At 66.0% G+C, this 18704-nt stretch carries 16 protein-coding genes; 11 read left to right on the top strand and 5 right to left on the bottom strand.

Annotation, left to right across the window (positions count from 1 at the left end; all coding sequences use genetic code 11):
• Positions 1-121: 121 nt before the first annotated feature.
• Positions 122-1846, bottom strand: coding sequence for an OmpA family protein (locus tag CMC5_RS19210; protein WP_050435987.1), 1725 nt, complete (start codon positions 1844-1846; stop codon positions 122-124).
• A 275-nt stretch (positions 1847-2121) separates the two neighbouring features.
• Here CMC5_RS19210 and CMC5_RS47655 point away from each other — a divergent pair, with 275 nt between their 5' ends.
• A complete protein-coding gene (locus CMC5_RS47655) occupies positions 2122-3429 on the top strand; it encodes a formylglycine-generating enzyme family protein (RefSeq protein ID WP_342673956.1) in 1308 nt (435 codons plus the stop codon).
• A 64-nt stretch (positions 3430-3493) separates the two neighbouring features.
• Here the strand turns inward: CMC5_RS47655 and CMC5_RS19205 are convergent, their stop codons facing one another.
• Entirely contained in the window at positions 3494-4945 is a 1452-nt protein-coding gene (locus CMC5_RS19205; protein WP_156338725.1) for an IgGFc-binding protein, read from the bottom strand.
• 704 nt (positions 4946-5649) lie between these two features.
• Between CMC5_RS19205 and CMC5_RS19200 the strand changes: the two genes are divergently transcribed.
• The 3 genes from CMC5_RS19200 to CMC5_RS19190 are packed head-to-tail and all read left to right on the top strand — an operon-like array spanning position 5650 to position 8733.
• On the top strand, positions 5650-6960 hold the full coding sequence (locus CMC5_RS19200) for a thymidine phosphorylase (protein ID WP_050431792.1): 1311 nt from the start codon (positions 5650-5652) through the stop codon (positions 6958-6960).
• A gap of 10 nt (positions 6961-6970) precedes the next feature.
• Entirely contained in the window at positions 6971-7930 is a 960-nt protein-coding gene (locus tag CMC5_RS19195; protein WP_050431791.1) for a sensor histidine kinase, read from the top strand.
• A complete protein-coding gene (locus tag CMC5_RS19190) occupies positions 7927-8733 on the top strand; it encodes a response regulator transcription factor (RefSeq protein WP_082362611.1) in 807 nt (268 codons plus the stop codon). The genes CMC5_RS19195 and CMC5_RS19190 overlap by 4 nt, the downstream gene beginning before the upstream one ends.
• A 67-nt stretch (positions 8734-8800) precedes the next feature.
• On the opposite strand, the gene CMC5_RS19185 is transcribed toward CMC5_RS19190, so the two are convergent.
• Together CMC5_RS19185 and CMC5_RS19180 are read right to left on the bottom strand one after the other, a co-directional pair.
• Positions 8801-9241 (bottom strand): hypothetical protein, encoded by a 441-nt coding sequence (locus CMC5_RS19185; protein WP_050431790.1) that lies wholly within the window; start codon positions 9239-9241, stop codon positions 8801-8803.
• Between the two features lie 115 nt (positions 9242-9356).
• Entirely contained in the window at positions 9357-9824 is a 468-nt protein-coding gene (locus tag CMC5_RS19180) for a DUF3293 domain-containing protein (RefSeq protein ID WP_050431789.1), read from the bottom strand.
• 214 nt (positions 9825-10038) lie between these two features.
• Between CMC5_RS19180 and CMC5_RS19175 the strand changes: the two genes are divergently transcribed.
• The 7 genes from CMC5_RS19175 to CMC5_RS19145 all read left to right on the top strand — a co-directional run bounded on the left by CMC5_RS19175 (position 10039) and on the right by CMC5_RS19145 (position 17812).
• On the top strand, positions 10039-11079 hold the full coding sequence (locus CMC5_RS19175) for an ABC transporter ATP-binding protein (protein WP_082362610.1): 1041 nt from the start codon (positions 10039-10041) through the stop codon (positions 11077-11079).
• Positions 11076-11822 (top strand): ABC transporter permease, encoded by a 747-nt coding sequence (locus CMC5_RS19170; protein ID WP_050431788.1) that lies wholly within the window; start codon positions 11076-11078, stop codon positions 11820-11822. Before CMC5_RS19175 ends, CMC5_RS19170 begins: the two co-directional genes overlap by 4 nt.
• Complete coding sequence (locus CMC5_RS19165; RefSeq protein ID WP_082363471.1) at positions 11822-13498, top strand: GldG family protein; 1677 nt, start codon at positions 11822-11824, stop codon at positions 13496-13498. Before CMC5_RS19170 ends, CMC5_RS19165 begins: the two co-directional genes overlap by 1 nt.
• Entirely contained in the window at positions 13495-15840 is a 2346-nt protein-coding gene (locus CMC5_RS19160) for a DUF4340 domain-containing protein (protein WP_050431786.1), read from the top strand. Before CMC5_RS19165 ends, CMC5_RS19160 begins: the two co-directional genes overlap by 4 nt.
• 41 nt (positions 15841-15881) lie before the next feature.
• Positions 15882-16796, top strand: coding sequence for an SH3 domain-containing protein (locus tag CMC5_RS19155; protein ID WP_050431785.1), 915 nt, complete (start codon positions 15882-15884; stop codon positions 16794-16796).
• Positions 16797-16886: 90 nt separating this feature from the next.
• Positions 16887-17243 (top strand): hypothetical protein, encoded by a 357-nt coding sequence (locus CMC5_RS19150; protein ID WP_245678511.1) that lies wholly within the window; start codon positions 16887-16889, stop codon positions 17241-17243.
• A gap of 32 nt (positions 17244-17275) precedes the next feature.
• Positions 17276-17812: a hypothetical protein gene (locus tag CMC5_RS19145; protein WP_050431783.1), complete on the top strand. Its 537-nt coding sequence runs from the start codon at positions 17276-17278 to the stop codon at positions 17810-17812.
• A gap of 23 nt (positions 17813-17835) precedes the next feature.
• On the opposite strand, the gene CMC5_RS19140 is transcribed toward CMC5_RS19145, so the two are convergent.
• Positions 17836-18567 carry an alpha/beta hydrolase gene (locus tag CMC5_RS19140; protein ID WP_050431782.1) on the bottom strand — a complete coding sequence of 244 codons (732 nt, stop codon included), beginning with the start codon at positions 18565-18567 and terminating at the stop codon, positions 17836-17838.
• Between the last annotated feature and the right edge of the window lie 137 nt (positions 18568-18704).

The raw sequence follows: 18704 nt of genomic DNA, 5'->3' as shown, positions 1-18704 counted from the left end.
GATGAGATTCTTCCAGTCGCTGGCGCGACGAGGGGGGGTGCTGAGGCTGCTCGACGCAGCCCGGCGCGGAGCCGGGCCACGTGAACCGTTGTCCAGGAGGTAGGCGTCAGCCCGCCGGGGCTCAGCGCCCTTCGATCGACTGGGAGATGATGTGGAACTCGACGCGGCGATTCCGCTGCCGTCCCTGCTCGGTGTCGTTGGAGTCCAGCGGCCTGGTGGAGCCGAAGCCCTTGGAGGTCAGGCGCTGACGCTCGACGCCTCGGTTGATGAGGTAGAGACGCACGGCATTGGCTCGGCTGTCGGCGAGCTTCTGGTTGTATTCGACGGTGCCCTGGTTGTCGGTATGCCCCTCGATGCTGACCAGCTTGATCTCGGGGTTCGCTTTGAAGAGGCGCACGACTTCGTCGAGAATCGGGAAGCTGCGGGGCAGGATGGTCCAGCTGTCGAACTGGAACTCGACCTGCTTCAAGATCTGGATCTCGGCCGAACCGGTGATCCTGCGGATGTAGTACGGGCAGCCGTTCTTGCTCGGATCCTCGGCCACAGGCTGGCCTGGCTCCTTCGGGCACTTGTCCTCGGCGTCGGGCACACCGTCCTGATCGGCGTCCGTCTCCGGGCAGCCGTCGCGGTCGTCGATGCCGTCCATGTCCTCGGGCTCGTCCGGGCAGAGATCGACCACGTCCGGGATGCCGTCACCGTCACGATCGGGCATGTCGGGGCAGCCATCACTCGGCTTGGGGGCCTTGCCGTCTTCCTTGTCCTCCGGGCAGAGGTCGATGACGTCGGGGTAGCCGTCGCCGTCCGTGTCCTTCTCCTTTTCGATGACGAACCGGAAGTCAGGCGCACGCGTCTCGACGTCGGCAATGTTGAAGGCGCCACCGACGACCAGGAGCCCGCGGAAATCAGGGGCATAACCGCCCGACAGACGCGTGCCGGCGCCAGCGCCGACGAAGACCTGCTTCTTCTGGGTGAAGAAGTACTTGCCCGCAGCCATCCACTCGATGGGCGAGGCGTCGAGCTCGCCGAACGTCGAGCTGCGCAGGCCGAACGAGCCGAAGATCTCCGCGCCGACGCGAAGTCGGTCGTCGAGCAGCGGCACGTAGGCCGCAGCGCCGTAGGTCAGCTCGCTGCCCACGTTGAACTCGTGGAGCTGCGCAGGTGGCCTGATGGCGCCACCGACGTTCACGGTGACGAAGAACTTGCGGAAGTCGTACTCCGCGGCCAGGCCGAGGGAGCCCGCCACGTTGATGTCGCCGCCGTACTCCACCTCATTGCCGGTGGGGACGAAGACGGCGCCCGTCACCGCCAGCTTGAAGGCACGATCGGGCGTGCGGAACACGATGACGCGCGCGTCGAGCCGGAGATCCATCGGGGCGACCGGCGCGGGTCCCACGGCTTCACGGATGCCTGGGACAGGTCTGCCGTCAGCCCCCTCGCCCGTGACCGCCCCCGCCTGGTTGACGATCAGCGGGAACGAGGCCTGAATGGCGACGCGATCGAAGAACTCGGCGCCGGCACTGAAATAGGTGATGAGCTGCCGGTCGACGGGGTTGCCCGCGAGCTGCTCCTCGAGCCGCTCATCGTCGACGTAGTTGTCGGTGCGGAGGGGGTTGAGGGAGAACCCCATCCCGAGCTGACCGAAGATGCGGGTCTGTTTGCCCATTTCGGGGCGCCACACGCCGAGGCCATCCTCGGGAGCGCCGCCGATGCGCAGCCGGTCGAGATAGAACGTCCTGTCCTGAGCCGTCGCAACCGCCGGTGCGAGCGCCGTAGCCGCTACCACCAGCGCAACGCTGCGCCGCGCCCACCCCCGCCGCTGGCGGCTCGGAACATCTCTCCCCTGCATCACCCTCTCTCCATCCTCCAAGCGATCTTTTCGTATTTCAAGCGGCATGGTCCTGTCCCTCGGGCGCAGTCAGCTGCTCGTGCGCGGACTTTACTCATCTGAAGGCAGGAAAGCTCGTCCTCCGAACGTCTCCGAACGTGAAAGCGAGCGGCGCTTCCGAGCGGGACACCGTCGAGCGCCACGGACAGGAAGGACATCCCCGCCCACAGCAACCGCCAGCAAGCAGCGCAGTAGCTTTCTACGCGCTCACGGGTGACCTACGCTCACGGTGCGATATGCGGAGCGTCAGTGGGATCGGGACGATGCTCAGACGAAAAGCCCTGGAAGGTGGCGCGCTTGCGCTTGCGCTTGCGCTCGGCGGAGCGAGCTGCGGCTGGGTTCTCGGGCTGGACGAGTTCGTGGATGCAGCGGCAGGTGGCGCAGGAGGAGAGGCGCCAACGAGCAGCACCACGAGCGGAGGCGCGCAGAGATGCTCCCAGGGGGCGCGTGACTGCGTGGGAAACACACCACGTGAGTGTGCCGACGACGTGTGGGTGACGCAGGCTCCTTGCAGCGGGGGCGCCCCCGTGTGCGCGGGGGGGGCGTGCGTCGTCTGCGTCGAGGAGCAGCGGGGCTGCGATGGCAACAGACCCCGACGCTGCGAGGAGGGCGCTTGGGTGCTCGAGACGACGTGCGCGGATCCCGAGCCAGGTTGCCATGAAGGGACCTGCGTTCCCGCGAGCTGCGCAGGAGGAGGCCCTGGTGCGGGGACGAACTGCGGGCTCGAGGGTGATCGCGACTGCTGTGCAAGCGCGCTGGTGCCTGGAGGGAAGTTCAACCGGAGCAACGATGCGAGTTACCCCGCGACGGTGCGCGACTTTCACCTCGATGTCTACGAGGTGACTGTCGGGCGGTTCCGGGCCTTCGTAGAGGCAGGCAAGGGGACCAAGGCTGACCCACCGATGGAGGGGGATGGAGCCCACCCGACGCTCGCAGGGAGTGGCTGGCGATACGAGTGGAACGATTCCTTGGAGGCAAGCACCACGTTGCTCAGGGCTGCGTTGAAGTGCCCTTACACCTGGAACTGGACCGACGGCGTGGGGCCCAATGAACAGCGTCCCATCGGGTGCATCTCCTGGTACGAGGCCTTCGCGTTCTGCGCCTGGGATGGAGGTCGACTCCCCACGGAAGCCGAGTGGGAACACGCGGCGGCTGGCGGCAGTCAGCAACGGCAATGGCCGTGGGGTTCGGAGTTTGACGCGACGAGGACGTCATACAGATGCCTCGGCGATGGCGATCCTTCATGCACGCCAAATGACCTGCGGCCAGTAGGCACGTATTCACCTGCTGGTGATGGGCGGTGGGGGCATGCAGATCTAGCTGGGAATGCTGCCGAGATGATGCTGGATTGGCATAGCACCAACCCGAACTATCCTCTTCCCTGTGACGACTGTGCTCAACTCACCGCAGGAACCAACAAGATCCTGAAAGGTGGAAGCGCTTGGGCTCCAACCACATCGGGTCTTATGAGCGCGAGTAGAACCTGGGAGAATCCCACCACGAGAGGCGTCATCCTCGGTGTGAGATGCGTACGGCGATTCTGACGACGTTGCGCTTGTGGGGCCTGCGTCGGTCGACCAAGCCCCACAAGGCATTCGCATCGTCACTTCACTGAGGCGCCGTCGGAATCTCGACCTCGTTGATGGGCTGGAACCCAGCCCCAGCGGGGTAGGCATAGGACACGAGAGAGGTCGTCGAAGTCGTCCCCCACCCCCAGACGGTCACGCCAAACGGCAGCGTACTGGACATTTCGTGACGCCCATTCATGCAGCCGTCGACGCTCTGGAAGTTACCCGTGACTAGACGAACCTGGGTGTACTCGTAGTCTCCAAAAGGCTGCCACCCCGTCAGAGGGCCGGTGCAGTCCAGGGTCACATCAGCGAAAGAGCCATCCACCTTCGATCGTGTCCGGACGACCACGATGCTGGTCTCGGGGTACGTCGCATCCGTGAAGAAGGCGTAATAGTCCATGAACTGGGAAGGAGGGATCACCGTGACCCACTCGGGGTCGCCGATGCCGGCCGTCGAACCAGCAAACTGTGCACCGCCTGTCATGTATTGACCGGCATAGAATGGATGGCTGCTGTCCTGGCTGCGAACAACGAAGGCGTCGGGCGCAGAGAACTGAGCTACCTGGCCCAAGCTGAGGGAGGTCGGAGCGCCTGGAGGGGCACTCGGAGTCCAGGTCAACTGTGTTCCATCGACTGCACCGATGAGCCGATAGAAGGGAGGATCATTGGCGCCTCGTTTCACATAGGGAGCCGGCGCGTACTCGCTCCCCAGCGCGCGAACGGGGGCAAGCTGCTGCTGTGATGAATCGCAATCGGCTACGCCCGTGTTGGGGACCATCATGCAGGAGTGAGCTCCCCAAACACCGACTGGATGATTCGAGGAGATCGGACTCCCCGTGAGTTCTTCCGGTTGGGTGATCTGGAGGAACCTCCCTTTGTCCAGAGAGTAAGTTGCCATCGTTCCAGCCACCGTGGCCGGGATGCCATTGCCTCCCACGACATTGACCCCCGGGAGTAGGTTCACCTCGGTTCCATCCCGCGAAGCTACGACGGTCAACGAGGGATTGCCATTCTGGACCTCGGGCTCTGAGGAGGCAAAGCCATTGATCGTAATGTAGTTCGTGTCCCAGGCGCTCGTAGGCAGGAGAAGTGAGGCCCCTGTCACGTTGGTCTGTCCACCACCGAAGGGCACGAGCTGATAAGCCACGACAGGGTAATCCGTCTCGATGCGGAAGGCGTTACCCATTCCCGTCGTATTCACCCCCGTCTCCGCCGAGACAGCCGGAGTACGCGGGCAAGGTGGCGCCACAGGGCCGCCAGAATTGTTACGCGACAGGAACAGGATCGCGACCTGGCCGACGTCGAGTCCGGCGGCGTCGTCGTAAGGCTCGTAATCGACCGACTGCCCTTGAACGACGGGGATATAGGCAAAGTTGGCGGCGTTGTACTGGATCCCGTTACGCTCGACAGAGATCTTGACCGGACGATCCCAGGTATTCGCAACGAAGGCGGCGAAGCACGCGCCAGGCGCATTGATGGCCGTCTTCACTGCGTAGAATTCGCAGCCATACGAACTCTTGGAAGCAACCGCGGCCTGGCAGGGTCCGGGGACGCACTCCGCGTTGACGCACCCCTCCTCCGGGGTGCACTCCTTGACCAGGGAGCCTTCGCAGTCGACGACCTTCTTCAGGTCATTGGAGCATGTATTGTTACACACGCCTCCATCGCCGAAGAGCGTTCCGCCTTCTCCGCCTGTCCCTCCAGGGCCGGAGTTGCCAGCGCCAACGCCCCCACCGCCGGTCTCACCAGACACGTCGCTACGGTAAGAGTCGGTGCATGAGACGAAGACCGCCGCCGGGACGAGGGCCGCTGCCAGGATCACATGGACAACTGAGCGAGGATTGCTTCGGATCATCTGTACGGGCTCCTCCTCTTTCTCTTAAGAACCAAAGGCGGACATGGGCCGGAGCCTAACACGGCAGGTGACGACTGGGGAGAACGACCTCTGCCAGATGCGCTTGCATCGAGTCATCAATCCGGGCGTTGCGCGCGGAGACTCGGGTCGCACCTGAGGCGCCATGGACCGAACACACCACGTGGCAATCGAGCAACGAGGTGCGATGACGTGCGCGAGCGCCATGGCGTGAGTCGCCTTTCGTCTGTGCTCCAGCCCTTCCTTTCAGTCCCTCATCGTCACCCCGGTGTCCAGGACAGCGGCAGGCAGGAGGCTGCGTGTACTAAGCTCTCGTGCCCATGGAGACCCTGGTCGAACTCATTGCCCGCAAGCGTGATGGCGGGCGCCTGAAGGAGGAGCAGATTGCCCGGCTCATCCGCGCGTATGTGGATGGCGATCTCGCCGACTACCAGATGAGCGCGTGGCTCATGTCGGTCTTCCTGCGCGGTATGGAGGAGGACGAAATCGTGGCGCTCACCCGGGCGATGCTCCACTCGGGTGATGTCATCGATCTGTCGAGCGTCCCCGGGATCAAAGTCGACAAGCACTCGACCGGGGGGGTCGGCGACAAGGTGTCGATCTGCCTCGCTCCTCTCGTGGCGGCGTGCGGTGTTCCGGTGCCCATGGTGTCCGGGCGGGGCCTCGGCCATAGCGGCGGTACGCTCGACAAGCTGGAGGCCATCGCTGGCTTCGATGTGCGACTCGACGTCGAGGCTTTCACACGCACGGTCCGTGAGGTGGGGACGTGCATGATCGGTCAGACCGATCGCATCGCACCTGCCGATCGCAGGATGTACGCGCTCCGAGATGTGACGGCCACGGTGGAGTCGATCCCTCTCATCGTGGCGAGCATTCTCTCGAAGAAGCTAGCCGAGGGGATCGATGCGCTGGTCCTCGATGTGAAGGTCGGGCGTGGTGCATTCATGAAGACGGAAGCCGATGCGCGGGCGCTCGCGAAGGCACTGGTGCGGGTGGGGACGCTGGCTGGAAAGCGGGTCACGGCGCTGCTCACCGACATGAACGCGCCACTCGGCCACACCGTCGGCAACGCGCTGGAGACGCGAGAGGCCATCGAGGTGCTGCATGGTCGAGGCCCCAGAGACCTCGTCGCGTGCACGCTGGCCCTCGGAGAGGAGATGCTGGTCGCCGGCGGCGTGGCGCCGACCGCCGCCGAGGCTCGCCCGCACCTCGAGCGCGCGATCACCAGTGGCGCCGCGGCCGAGGTGCTGCGCCGCATGATCGAAGCGCAGCGCGGGGATCCGAAGGTGGTCGACCACCCGGACCGCCTCCCCGAGGCGCCCGAGAAGCTCGAGATCACGGCCGAGCAGGATGGGTACGTGGTGGCCATCGATCCGCTCGAGATCGGGCTCTCCGCCGTTGCGCTGGGTGCCGGTCGCACGCGTGCCGATCAGAAGGTGGATCCAGCGGTGGGCCTCACGCTGCTCGCGCCGATGGGAACTCGCGTCACGCGCGGGCAGCCGCTCTGCCACATCCATGCCCGTCGCCGGACGGACGGAGAGGGAATCCAGGAGCGGGTCAAGGCGGCGTTCCAGCTCGGCCCCTCCCCTGCCCCGGATTCTCCTCTGGTCATCGACCGGATCGACGCCTAAGAGCACGGACATGGCGGTCAGGCCTCGGCGCGACCTCACCACGCTCGGCTACCGCCGGATCATCCAGCTGCTCGTCTACCTGGTGATCGTCCCCGGCGTGCTGCTCAGCGCCGTGGGGTTCCTCCTCCTCGTGCTTGGCGAGGCGCAGTACAACCTGCTGATGGGGATCCTGGTGCTGACGTTCTGCGGGACGCTGGCGACCGGTGTGATCCTGGTCTGGGTGTTTCTCCGCCGAGAACGCAATTTGTCCGAGCTTCAGGCCGATTTCGTCTCGAAGGTCTCGCATGAGCTCAGGACGCCGCTCACCTCGATCCGGATGTTCACCGAGACCCTGCAGCTGCGGCGGGGGGATCCTCTCAGCGAGGACAGGTGCATCGAGGCGCTGACGAAGGAGAGCTCTCGGCTCCAGCAGCTCATCGATCGCCTGCTCGACTGGGGCCGCATGGAGAGCGGCCGACGCATCTACGAGCTGGGTGAGTACCATATCCACGAGATCATCGACGAGGCCATCAAGGCCTTCGAGCCCACGCGCGAGAGACGGGACGTCGAACTCGAGATCTCCATCGACGCCAGTATCCCCAAGGTCTCGTGCGACAAGAGCGCCATCGTCGACTCGCTCGTGAACCTGCTGTCGAACGCCTACAAGTACGGGGGTTCACCGCGGTGGATCGGCGTGAACGTGGTGGCCATCCCCAAGGGCGTATCGATCTCGGTTCGCGACAATGGCAAGGGGATCGCACGCCGCGAACACAAGCGAATCTTCGAGAAATTTTACCGCGTCGACGACCTCCTCGCGAGGCAGCAAGAAGGTTCTGGCCTCGGGCTCTCGATCGTGCGGCACGTGATGAGAGCACACCGCGGCAGGATCACGGTCGACAGCGAACCGGGGAAGGGCAGTACCTTCACGTTGATCTTGCCCAGCAAGCTCTCATCACGATCCCAGGCCGTCACAGGAAGCCAGCCCGCATGAAGCACCCGACCCAGGGAGACGGAGACGAAGCCGCCGTGACAAGCGTGAACCCCAGCCGCCGCATCGCTGGATCCGAGCGAGGGAACGTCTTCAACGACACCACGGCTCGCAGGCTCGCGTCGGCGCGTAGGCTCCTCGTCGTCGAAGACGACGACAGCATCGCCATGGGGCTCGAGATGAACCTGCAGGCCGAGGGCTACCAGGTCACCGTGGCCAAGGACGGAGAGCAGGGCCTGTCCCTGGCCCGGTCGAATGACTTCGATCTCCTGATCCTCGACCTGATGTTGCCACGGCTGAATGGCTTCGAGCTGCTGCGCATCCTCCGCGCCGAAGGTCATGTGCTTCCGGTCATCCTGCTGTCGGCGCGGGGTGCCGAAATGGACAAGGTGATGGGCCTGGAGCTCGGCGCCGAGGACTACATCACCAAGCCGTTTGGACTCGCCGAGATGCTCGCTCGCGTGAAGGCCGTGTTGCGCCGCGATGCCATCGCCAGGCCGGACGGCTCGATGCTCCGCTCGGGTGAGGTGGAGATCAACCGCGACACGCGGGAAGTGCGGCGAGGGGGGACGCTGGTGGAGCTGACGGCCACCGAGTTCGACGTGCTCCTCTGTCTCGTCGAGTCGTCCGGCCGCGTGCTGTCACGAGAGCAGATCCAGGCGCGCGTCTGGGGACCGGCTCACCACGGGACCACGCGAACCATCGACAATTTCATCCTCCAGCTACGAAGCAAGCTGGAGGAGAACCCCGCCGCACCGCGACACATCATCACGGTACGCGGCGTTGGTTACCGTTTCATCGCTTGAAGCACGACGTGCGGAGGAGGCTCTCCTGGCGTAGCCTCCTCCGTCGGAAGAGATGGCGCGGCGCGCCTCAGGGCGCCTGACAGAACTTGTTGATGCCGTCGACGAGAGGGTCCTCTTGCTTGACGGCCTTCTCCATCGCGGCCTGCGCGACGTTGATCTTGTCCGGGTCCTTCGCCTCGGCGGCAGCTGCCATGTCGCGCGCTGCCTTGGAGACCTCTCTGGCCATGCCCTGATAGTCGGTCGAGAACTTCTGCAGTTCCGGGAGGGTCAGCTTCACCACCGCGGCATCCGCCGCCACTTTCTCCATGGCGTCGGCCATCACCTTCAGGTCGGCAGCACCGGTGGGGTCCGGGTTGGCCTTCTGGCCCTTCTCGAGGCTCTGAACGCCTTTGTTGATGACCTCGATGAGGGCATTGCACTCGGAGATCTTGTTCTGCCCACAGCCGGTCACGAGGGCGAGGAGCCCGGCCCCGACGAGGAGCGCCGCCTTGATGACCTGATCCCGCATTCTGCTGTCCTCTCCTGGATATGGATCGCGCGCACCTTCGCTTAGCCGCGAAGTGGTTCGGGATGAAACGATATTTCGCGACAGGCTGCCGTCCTGCCCTGCGCAGGGCATGCGGTCAGGCGCGAACCCGCCAGTTCCCTTGAAAAGTTCTTCCGATGTCATCGGCCGTCGGATCGGTGATGATCAGCTCTGGCCGGCCATTCTGTGCGAAAACGACGGTGTTTTGCCGGAACACACGGCCAAACGAGATGGCCTCGTCCCGATCCATCCCGTGGACGAGCCACGCAGGCTCACGCCACACGCCCTCCGGCTCCGCCTCGGAACCCACGCAAGGTTCGACCCGGTAGCAGCCGAGGATCAGCAGGTCGCGCAGGACCATGTGGCGCTGATCGTTGACGCGCCGGGGGATCAGCATCGACCGGGGATTGTAGGCCGTGAGCACGGCGAACTTCCGGTTGAGCAGCTCGGGCAGCAACGACTGATCCTGGACGATCTCGCCGTCGAGCGAGGCCCGCAGTGGGCCATTCGCGGTCGGCAACTCGTAGATCGTGGAGAAATACGAACGAAGAAGCGCTTGATCCATCGGTTTTGCCCGAACGCCGGGCGAGGGTTATCAGAGAGTCCCGACCCTGGCTAGACGCCAGGAAACGCTGGGTTATGCCCCGATACACTCGGGGATGGAAGGAGGTGGTGTCCGAGAGGGCCGCTTCCTTTGCTCCGGAGGGTGCGCTAAGCCGTTGCGCAACGCCAGAGGGCTTTCGCTGGATGAGCCTGCGTCGCCCCAGGCCCCGGAACCCATGATCGAGGTCGAGCACCTCTCCAAACGGTACGGCACCCACCTGGCGGTCGACGACATCAGCTTCAAGGTCGACCGGGGTGAGATTGTAGGATTCCTTGGCCCCAATGGTGCCGGCAAGAGCACCACCCTGCGCATCCTCGCAGGCTTCCTGGGTGCGACGAGCGGGCGGGTCAGCGTCGCGGGGCACGATCTCGTCGACGATCCACTGAAAGCGCGAGCGGCGCTCGGCTACATGCCCGAGACCTCACCGCTGTACCCGGAGATGCGCGTCTCCGAGTATCTCACGTTCCGCGCCGAGCTGAAGCTGGTGCCGCGTGCCGCTCGCCGCAGTGCAGTGGAACGGGCGATGCGGGACGCAGGCGTCGAGCACGTCGCAAGCACCCCGATCGGCCACCTCTCCAAGGGGTATCGTCAGCGCGTCGGCCTTGCAGATGCGCTCGTGAGCGACCCTCCCCTGCTCATCCTGGACGAGCCCACCGCAGGGCTCGATCCGAACCAGATCCGCGAGGTTCGCGCGCTGATCCGGCGCTTGGGTGACGACCGCACCGTGCTGCTGTCGACGCATATCCTTTCGGAAGTCGAAGCGACCTGTTCCCGCGCGATCGTCATCTCCCGGGGACGTCTGGTGGCCGAGGGGACCATCGACGAGATCCGTGCGATGCGTCGCCCACCCGCCGTGTGCCTCGCCGTCAGGGGTGACACGGAGCGAGCGGTTGCAGCAGCGCGCGCCGTCACGGGCGTGCGTACCGTGCTCACGCCGTCAGCATTCAGCGACGACGCCACCGGGAGTGTCGAGGTCGAGCTCGATCAAGAGGTGGATGCGGGTGAGGTCACCGAAGCCGTGGTGCGCGCACTCGTGGGAGCCGACATCGGCATCCGCTCCATCTCCCATCGTGCGGAGTCGCTCGAGCAGGTCTTCTCCGAGCTGACACGAGGCGAATCTACTCACGCAGCGCTCCCGCACGAGCCAGGCGCGTCCACGGGGAGCGTGCCTGGGACGCCGACGCCTCCCCGGAAGAGCAAAAAGGGGAAGCGATGAGAGGCTTCTGGCCCATCTTCAAGCGAGAGCTGTTCTCGCTCTTCGTCACGCCCCTGGCCTGGGTGCTGCTCACGGCCTTCCTGGTCGTACAAGGCCTGCATTTCTTCCTGATCGTCACTCACTTCGCCAACCAGGCCGATCTCGCAGCCGATGGTGGGCCAGTGCAGAGCTTCTTCGGACAGACGATCTTTCTTTACCTGCCACTCCTCTTCATCTGTCCGCTGCTCACTATGCGGCTCTTCGCCGAGGAGCGACGGAGCGGGACCATCGAGGCGCTGCTCACGGCTCCGGTGGGGACGACCGGCGTCGTGCTCGCCAAGTACCTCGCGGCCCTGGTGACGTACATCGTCATGTGGGCGCCAACGCTGCTCTACCTGGTGCTCATCCAGCAGACGGGCGAGGTCGATTGGCGTGTGGTGGGGGCCTCGTACCTGGGGCTCATCCTGGTGGGCGGAGGCTATCTCGCGATCGGCACGATGACCTCTGCCATGTCGAGCAGCCAGGTGCTCGCCGCGGGGCTCAGCACCATGACACTGGTTGCGCTGTTCATGCTCGGGATCGGGGAGTTCATCGTCCCCAGCGGCCCGGTCCACGATCTGTGCGCGTACCTCTCGGTGTGGACTCAGATGAATGACTTTTCTAGGGGGATCGTCGACCTGCGTCGTCTCACGTTCGATGCGACGCTCATCGCGCTTCCCTTGTTCATCACGGTGCGCGCGGTCGATGCCTGGAGGTGGGGGTGATGTCCGAGCGCACGTCTCACGCCCGACACGGTACGCCGTTGCTGACCAAGCTCTCCGCGAGCGCCGGCATCATCGCCGCGATGGTGCTCGCGGTGCTGGTCAACGTGCTCGCCTCCCGGCACTACAAGCGATGGGACTGGACGCGGGGCGGCCTGTACACCCTGAGCGATGCCACCGTGCAGACGCTGAGAGCGCTCGAGGAGCCGATCAACGTCTACGTACTTCTGCCCGCCAGCGATCCACTCAATCTGTCGATCCGGCACCTGCTCGAAGCCTACAGCGGAGAGACCAGACGCCTTCAGGTGCAGTACACCGACCCCGACAACCATCCGGCCGAGTTTCTCGCCGTCCAGCAGCGCTTCGGGGTGGTCGCTGGCAAGACCGACGAGGGTCAGATCATCACGGATGCCGTGGTGATCGTCGCGCGAGGCGACCGCCCTCACTACCTCACGGCGCGTGATCTCGTCGCCGTCGAGGATGAGGAAGATCTCCGCTCCCGCCCTCGCCTGGAGCAGGCACTCACCGGTGCCATCCGGAGCGTGCTGTCCACCGAGCGTCCGCGCATCTGCTTCACGGGTGGGCACGCCGAGCGCTCCGTCGAGGCGGGCGGTACGATGGGCCTCGCTGCTCTGCGCGATCGCCTCAACAAGAACAACTTCGAGGTCGTCCAGCTCGGTGAAGAGGTCGGGCACGACGATGATCAAGGCGCCGTCGTTCGCGCCAGGACGCCCTCTGCCGAAGAGCTTGCGTCCTGCCGGTTGCTGATCGTCGCCTCGCCCAGCGACCCCGTCCCCACGGCGGAGGTCTCGGCGTGGCGCCGCTACGTCGAGCAGGGCGGCAGCGCGCTCGTCGTGGCCGGTCCGGTCCCGGACAGCGACGATCGCCACTATCTCGAGCTGGGCCTCGACGAGCTGCTCTCGCTGGCAGGGGTGCGGCTCGAGAAGGATTTCATCTTCGAGCTCGATCCCGCCCACCGATCCACGCAGGGCCACGGGGAGACATTCCTGCCCATCGTGCGACCCCACCCGGTGACCGAAGGGCTTCTTCAGGCGCGCAAGCTCGGGCTCGAGCCCGTCCTCACGATCGCCAGCGCGCTCCGGCCCACCGGCTCTGGCAGCGCGGCACCGGTGAGCCTGCTCGAGACCAGCGAGAAGGCCTTTGGCATGGTCGATTTCTTCGCCTGGGCCAAGGATCCCTCGGCGCCCAAGCCCTCCGAGGGCGATCATCGAGGGCCTCTCACGGTGGGGTATGCCGTCGAGTTGCCCAGGCCGCAGAATTCCTCCTCGTCGATCGGGCCACGGATGGTGGTGGTCAGCTCGCCCAGCCTGCTGTTCGGTGCCAACTGGCAGAACCCCGAGCTTCGTGGCACGGCGGTCTTCGTGGACAGCGCCATCTCGTGGCTGTCGGCACGTCCGGCACTCCTCGACATTCCCGACAAGGCAGCGATCGTCGCTGGCTTGAAGATCAGCGAGGGCTCGCTGGCGTCGATCTTCCGCTACGTCGTGCTCTACATGCCTCTCGCCGCGGCCCTGCTCGGGGTGGCGGTCCATCTTGCTCGCCGCCCCAGAGGCCCTGCGACGAACAAGCCATCCGAGCCCGACGAGCCCACCCCATCCGGGTCGTCGAAGCCTGATGACGCCGTCGCACGTCCCGGGGCATCGGAGAGCGCGTCGTGAAGCTCGCGCTGCGTCGACACGCGACCACACTGACCCTGGTCTTGCTCGCCGCATCCGCGGCCGTCGTGGTGCTCGTGGTCGACCGCGATGTCGTGACGACCGACGAGGCCGAGGGTCGCAAGCGGAACCTCCTCGAAGCCTGGCGTCCAGCAGACATCTCGGAACTCACCCTGACCGCCGGCGGCAAGACGGCGATCCTTCGCCGCAGTCCCCCCGACAGCATCGGACAGAAGCCGTGGACGGTCACCCTCGACGGGCGCACTCACCCCGCAGATGAGCAGATGGTGGACCAGCTCCTCGGCACGCTGGAGTTCGCCACCGCCGAACGTCGCGTCTCTGCAGATGCCGCCGACCCCAGCGCGCTCGGCCTGGGCACCCCGAGAGTCATCGTCGAGCTCGTCATGGGGGCTCGTCGTGAGCGCATCACGCTGGGAGGGAGCGCGCCCACACCGCAGGGCGCCATGTATGCTGAGGTCGCGGGCCGCGGCACGTTCGTCGTCACCAAGCAACTCGCCACGGCGCTCGATCTGGATATAGAGCGACTTCGCTCTCGCAGCATCGTCCCTTACCTCTCGACCCAGCTCTCGGGCCTGCGTCTCGAAGGGGAAGGTGGAACCCGGCGGTTTACCAAGGCGCCCTGGGGCGGAACCCGCGGAGATGGCTTCCGCTTCGACGGGACGACACCCGAAGGCACCGCTCGGGTGCGGGCCGAAGCCATCGATCGGACGCTGATCGCTCTCGGGAAAATGCAGGCCGACGTTTTTCTGTCCAGCGACGAAGCCACCGCATCCGCGAAGCCGAGGGTCACCCTCACCCTGTTGCCTCGCGATGCGGCGGACGCGCCAGCCATCATCGAGCTGGGCGGAGACTGCCCGCGCACCAAGCTCACACCGTCGACCCCCCGCGCGGCACAGCCCCCTGGAGAAGACTCCGCCGCGCCTTCAGGGAACGACGATCCCGCTTCTTCCCTCGTGGTGGCCGTACGGCGTGAGCCCACGATCGCCGCAGCATGCGTTCCTGCATCGGTCCTGGAGGCACTGACCAGGCCTGTGGACGACTACGTCGATCTCTGGCCGATCGCCGCACCAATCGACGAGATCGTGGAGATGACCTGGGCTGGTGCGCAGACACTCGATCTCGCGCGCGAGGACGCTGGGTGGCATCAGCGTGCCCCCGAAGATCGCAGGGTCTCGAGCGACGCGGGCCGTGCGCTCGCCCAGTCGCTCGTCGACGTGCAGGCAGCTCGCATCATCCCCGCCGGCGACGCCCGCGGTCTGGAGTCACCGCGCGCCACGTTGAAGGTCATCTCCACGCCTCCTGCCTTCGGGCAGCAAACCCCCGGCGAACGGATCGAGACGCTCGACATCGGCGCTCCCGTGGGCGAGTTCGTCCATGTACGTCGGGCCGAGGACGGCGTGATCCTCGAGATCCCACGCGCCGAAGCCGAAGCGCTCGTGCCCAGCGAACTCGCGGTGCGACCGCTGAAGATCTTCTCGTTCCGGACGAGCCAGATCCGCTCCCTGAGACTGGAAGTGGGCGGTCGTGTGCAACGGCTGCAGCGCACGACCACGGGTGCATGGGATCTCGTCGAACCCAGCGCCGAAGGACTCGTCGCCGACATCGGGCTCGCGACGGACGTCGCCGAGCTGCTTGCAGGCCTCTCGGCGCAGCGCTGGGTGAGCGCGGACGCCGGCAACGGCTATGGTCTCGCCCGTCCCAGAGCCATCATCACCGCGGAGATCCAGCAGGATGCCGAAGGCGGCAACAGCGACGCTGCCCGCCAGACCCGTGAGATCCGCGTGGAACTCGGCGCACCGGCGACGTCTGGCGCCTATGCGCGCACGGGAGAGTCCCCTGCGGTCTTCGTCGCGCCAGCCTCCCTGGAGACGGCCGCTTCGCGCTTGTTGCTCAGCCGAGCGGTGTTCATGCCGCCCCTGGACCGCATCCGCCAGATCACCCTCACTCCTGAACGTGGGACTCCCACCGTGGTCACGGCTGGCCCCGGGGGGCTTCGCCTCACCAGCGGACCCCTGCACGAAGGAGCGGAGGCGACGATGCTGGCGGCCGGTGTCAGGGACGCTTTGAACGGCCTCCTTGCCGAAGAGGCGGTGTCTCTGGGGGCGCCCACGGCAGCTCAGGGGCTGGACAAACCACGCCTGCGGGTCGAGATCGCCCTGTCTCCGGGTGACGTTCCGGAGGGGCCGCTCCGCTTCACCCTGGGAGCCGGCGACGTGATCCGTGGCACCACGGTGTACTACGCACGGCGCGAAGGCATCCCGGCGACCTACGTCATCGCCCAGTCCAGGGTCCGTCCGCTCCTGGAAGCGGCTGGAATACGCTGACAATTTCTGAGCCCAGCGGCATCTGTGCTAGGCGACAGGCGATGGTGAAGGGGACCGTGAAGAAGGAGCGCCCGGTCACCGTGCAGATTCCTCGCCCCGCGGAGGAGCAGCCGGTGTGGACGCGGGTAGGCGTCATCGCCGCGATCGGCTTCGTGATCGGCGTCGCCTGGCCACGGCTCGCTGGCGTGCGCATCGGGCCGAGCGTTCCAGGGGATGGCCGCAAGACCGAAGCAGAAGCCACGCCCACGGCTGCCCCTGCGCTCGCCCCGCCTCCTGACACGGCAGCGCCCGAGACCACGCCGCCTCCGGCGGAGGCCAGCCGCAAGAACGAGCAGCTCGTGGTCGTCGGCCCAGGGTCTGTCACGCGCTGCGCCGACAAGAAGAACAAGAAGGTCGATGACTGCGGAGAGCTGAAGTTCGACGCCGTCGCCCTGCCGAAGCTACAGGAGCTCGCCCAGTGCCCCTCGGCGCTCGGGCTGGAGGGAAAGCTCTCGCTCGGCTTTGATATCAACTTCGATAAGAGCGAAGTGCAGGTGGTGAAGGGGAAGAAGAAGTCGAATCTTCCCTCCTCGACCATCAACGGCATCCTCCAGTGCGCGGCGCGCGAGTTCACCAACGTCGCGCTCGACGCCATCCCTCACAAGCACGCGCGCTACTCGCTCGCGTACACCGCGACCTTCTATCCACCTGGCAAGCACCCCGACGAAGCCGGGAGCGCCGGTACGAAACCAGCCGAAGGTGAAGAGGGGGCCGCTCCCAGTGAAGATGGGACGACGGGAACCGCCGACGTCGCGTGGGACACGGCCCTGGTCCGCAGCCGACCCAAGAACGGTGACGTCGTGCTCCGGCTGGTGCGCGGCACCCGCATCAAGCTGATCGGCCGGGAGAACGACTGGTACAAGGTCGAACATCGCGGCAAATCGGGCTGGCTCTACCGCGGAGCGATCGGCCTGTAGATCCCCCCGAACGACCGCTCAGAGACGCGCTCAGCGGGGGAAGGAATGAGGTCACTCGCTCACCGCTGGGCAGTTCGTGCAGGTGCCTGCATGGCCTGGATGTCGCAATGCGGCAGCGCCCAGGAGGTTTGCGATATGGGCACGTTCGATACGTCGTTCCAGAAAAAGGAAGAAGGCAAAATCACGACTCAGATCGAGGAGCGGACCAGCAAAGTCCCGTCGGGCACCTACCTGGCGCTGTCGATCGGGGCTATGGCCGCCTCCGCCGGCCTCATGCTCGCAGGCAAAAAGCAAGCGGCGAACTTCATCGGCCAGTGGGCACCGAGCCTCCTCGTCATCGGCCTGTACAACAAAGTGGTCAAGCTCGAGCGAGAGCTGCTGAGCAGCCAGGGCGTCACGAAGCCCGCCACCACGCAGGGCAGCTTCGCCGGCCAGACCTACCGCTGAGGCACTGGCATGCTTAAGCTTGAGGTCCAGCCATGGGCCGCAAGCTGCCACTCCCGCTGCTCAACCTGGGGCGCGATCCTGGATCCCCTGCCCCGGGCGCGGCGCGACGACCGACCGCGGACGAGGTGCGTGCCCGACTCGGAGGGCGCGCGTCGACGGGCCCGGGCGCAGGAGAGCTGGTGATGCTCACGACTCCCGGCGGTGAAGAGCTGCCGGGCGTCGTCCTGTTCACCGCTGGAGACGTGGTCGACGTCTGGCTGGAAAGACCACCGACGGGCGCTTCACCCTCTGGAGCGGGCATCGTGCGTCGCACGAACCGCAATACCCTCGTCCCCCTGCCTCCCCCTGTTCCAAGACAGCTGGCCGCCATCGCCGCAGACGCTTGCGTGTTCGGCGCGCTCAGCGAAGGACAGCGGATCCAGTACCAGACGGACGCTGGTCTGGGGGAGGGCCTGCTCGTGGAGAAGTGCCGCTACGGAGCGCTCGTCCAGCAAGACCAGGGAGGCCTCCTCGCCGTCGGGTTTCGTAGGCTCTGGCCAGCCCGGCCGGAGGACCACGCGGACAACTGAGGCGAACCTGTCGCGCGGTACGACTAACCTGTCGCGGAAAGGAAGCAGCCTCGCGCAAACGACGCCAGGCGCAGGAGGGCTTCCCGCGGAATTTCATGCTGGCCGGCGTGGGGCAGCCAGTCCACCTCGGCCCCCGCGTCCGTGAGCAGCGCGCGGAGAGCGTCTGCGCTCGGGAAAGGCAGGATGGGATCGGCGCGTCCATGGGTCATCAGGACCTTCAGGCCTGGCGCCGTCCGTTTCGAGGCCACACGCCAGCGGTCCGCGCTCAGAATCGACCCGGAGAGCACAGCGAGGCCGGCGAAGGGCTCCTCCGCGTGGAGTGTGACCTCCGTGGTGACCATCGCCCCTTGAGAGAACCCGCCCACGAGGAGGCGGTCTCTCCTCACGCCGTGGTGGGTCACCAGGGCCTCGATGCATGCCTCCAGCGCAGCGCGCGCCTCGGCGAGTGCCGGCGGGGTCTCCTGCGCCAGATCCCGCGCATGCCCCTCCATCATCTGCTGCTGAAGGAGGGCGAGATCGAGCGGCCACCAGGCGCGCCCGCTCATCCCGTAGCCGAGGTTCACCGTGAGCGGCGCCTCGGGGAAAAACCATCGAACCCCTTCACCCGCGTCGATCACACGCGCGAGCGGCACGAGATCGTCTCCAGGCGCGCCAAATCCGTGGCAAAGCAGGATGGCGGGGCCATCTCCCCCTCCCTTTCGGTCAGCCCCCCCCACGGTGTGGACCTTCAGGGGTCCCAAGGTCACGGTCGTCATCGCGCGACCATAGCGCAACTCGGCCCGGTGCTCAGCGTACCCCGTCGACGGGCCTCGCACCGGAGAGACACCGCGCTCGGACGTCTCCCATGCGCGCGACCTCAGGCACCACGACGCATCGAGCGCATGTGGCGGGT

The organism is Chondromyces crocatus (assembly GCF_001189295.1).
GTDB classification, from domain to species: Bacteria; Myxococcota_A; Polyangia; order Polyangiales; family Polyangiaceae; genus Chondromyces; species Chondromyces crocatus.
Note: the sequence above shows the minus strand (reverse complement) of the source record. Positions and strands in the feature narration are given on the sequence as shown.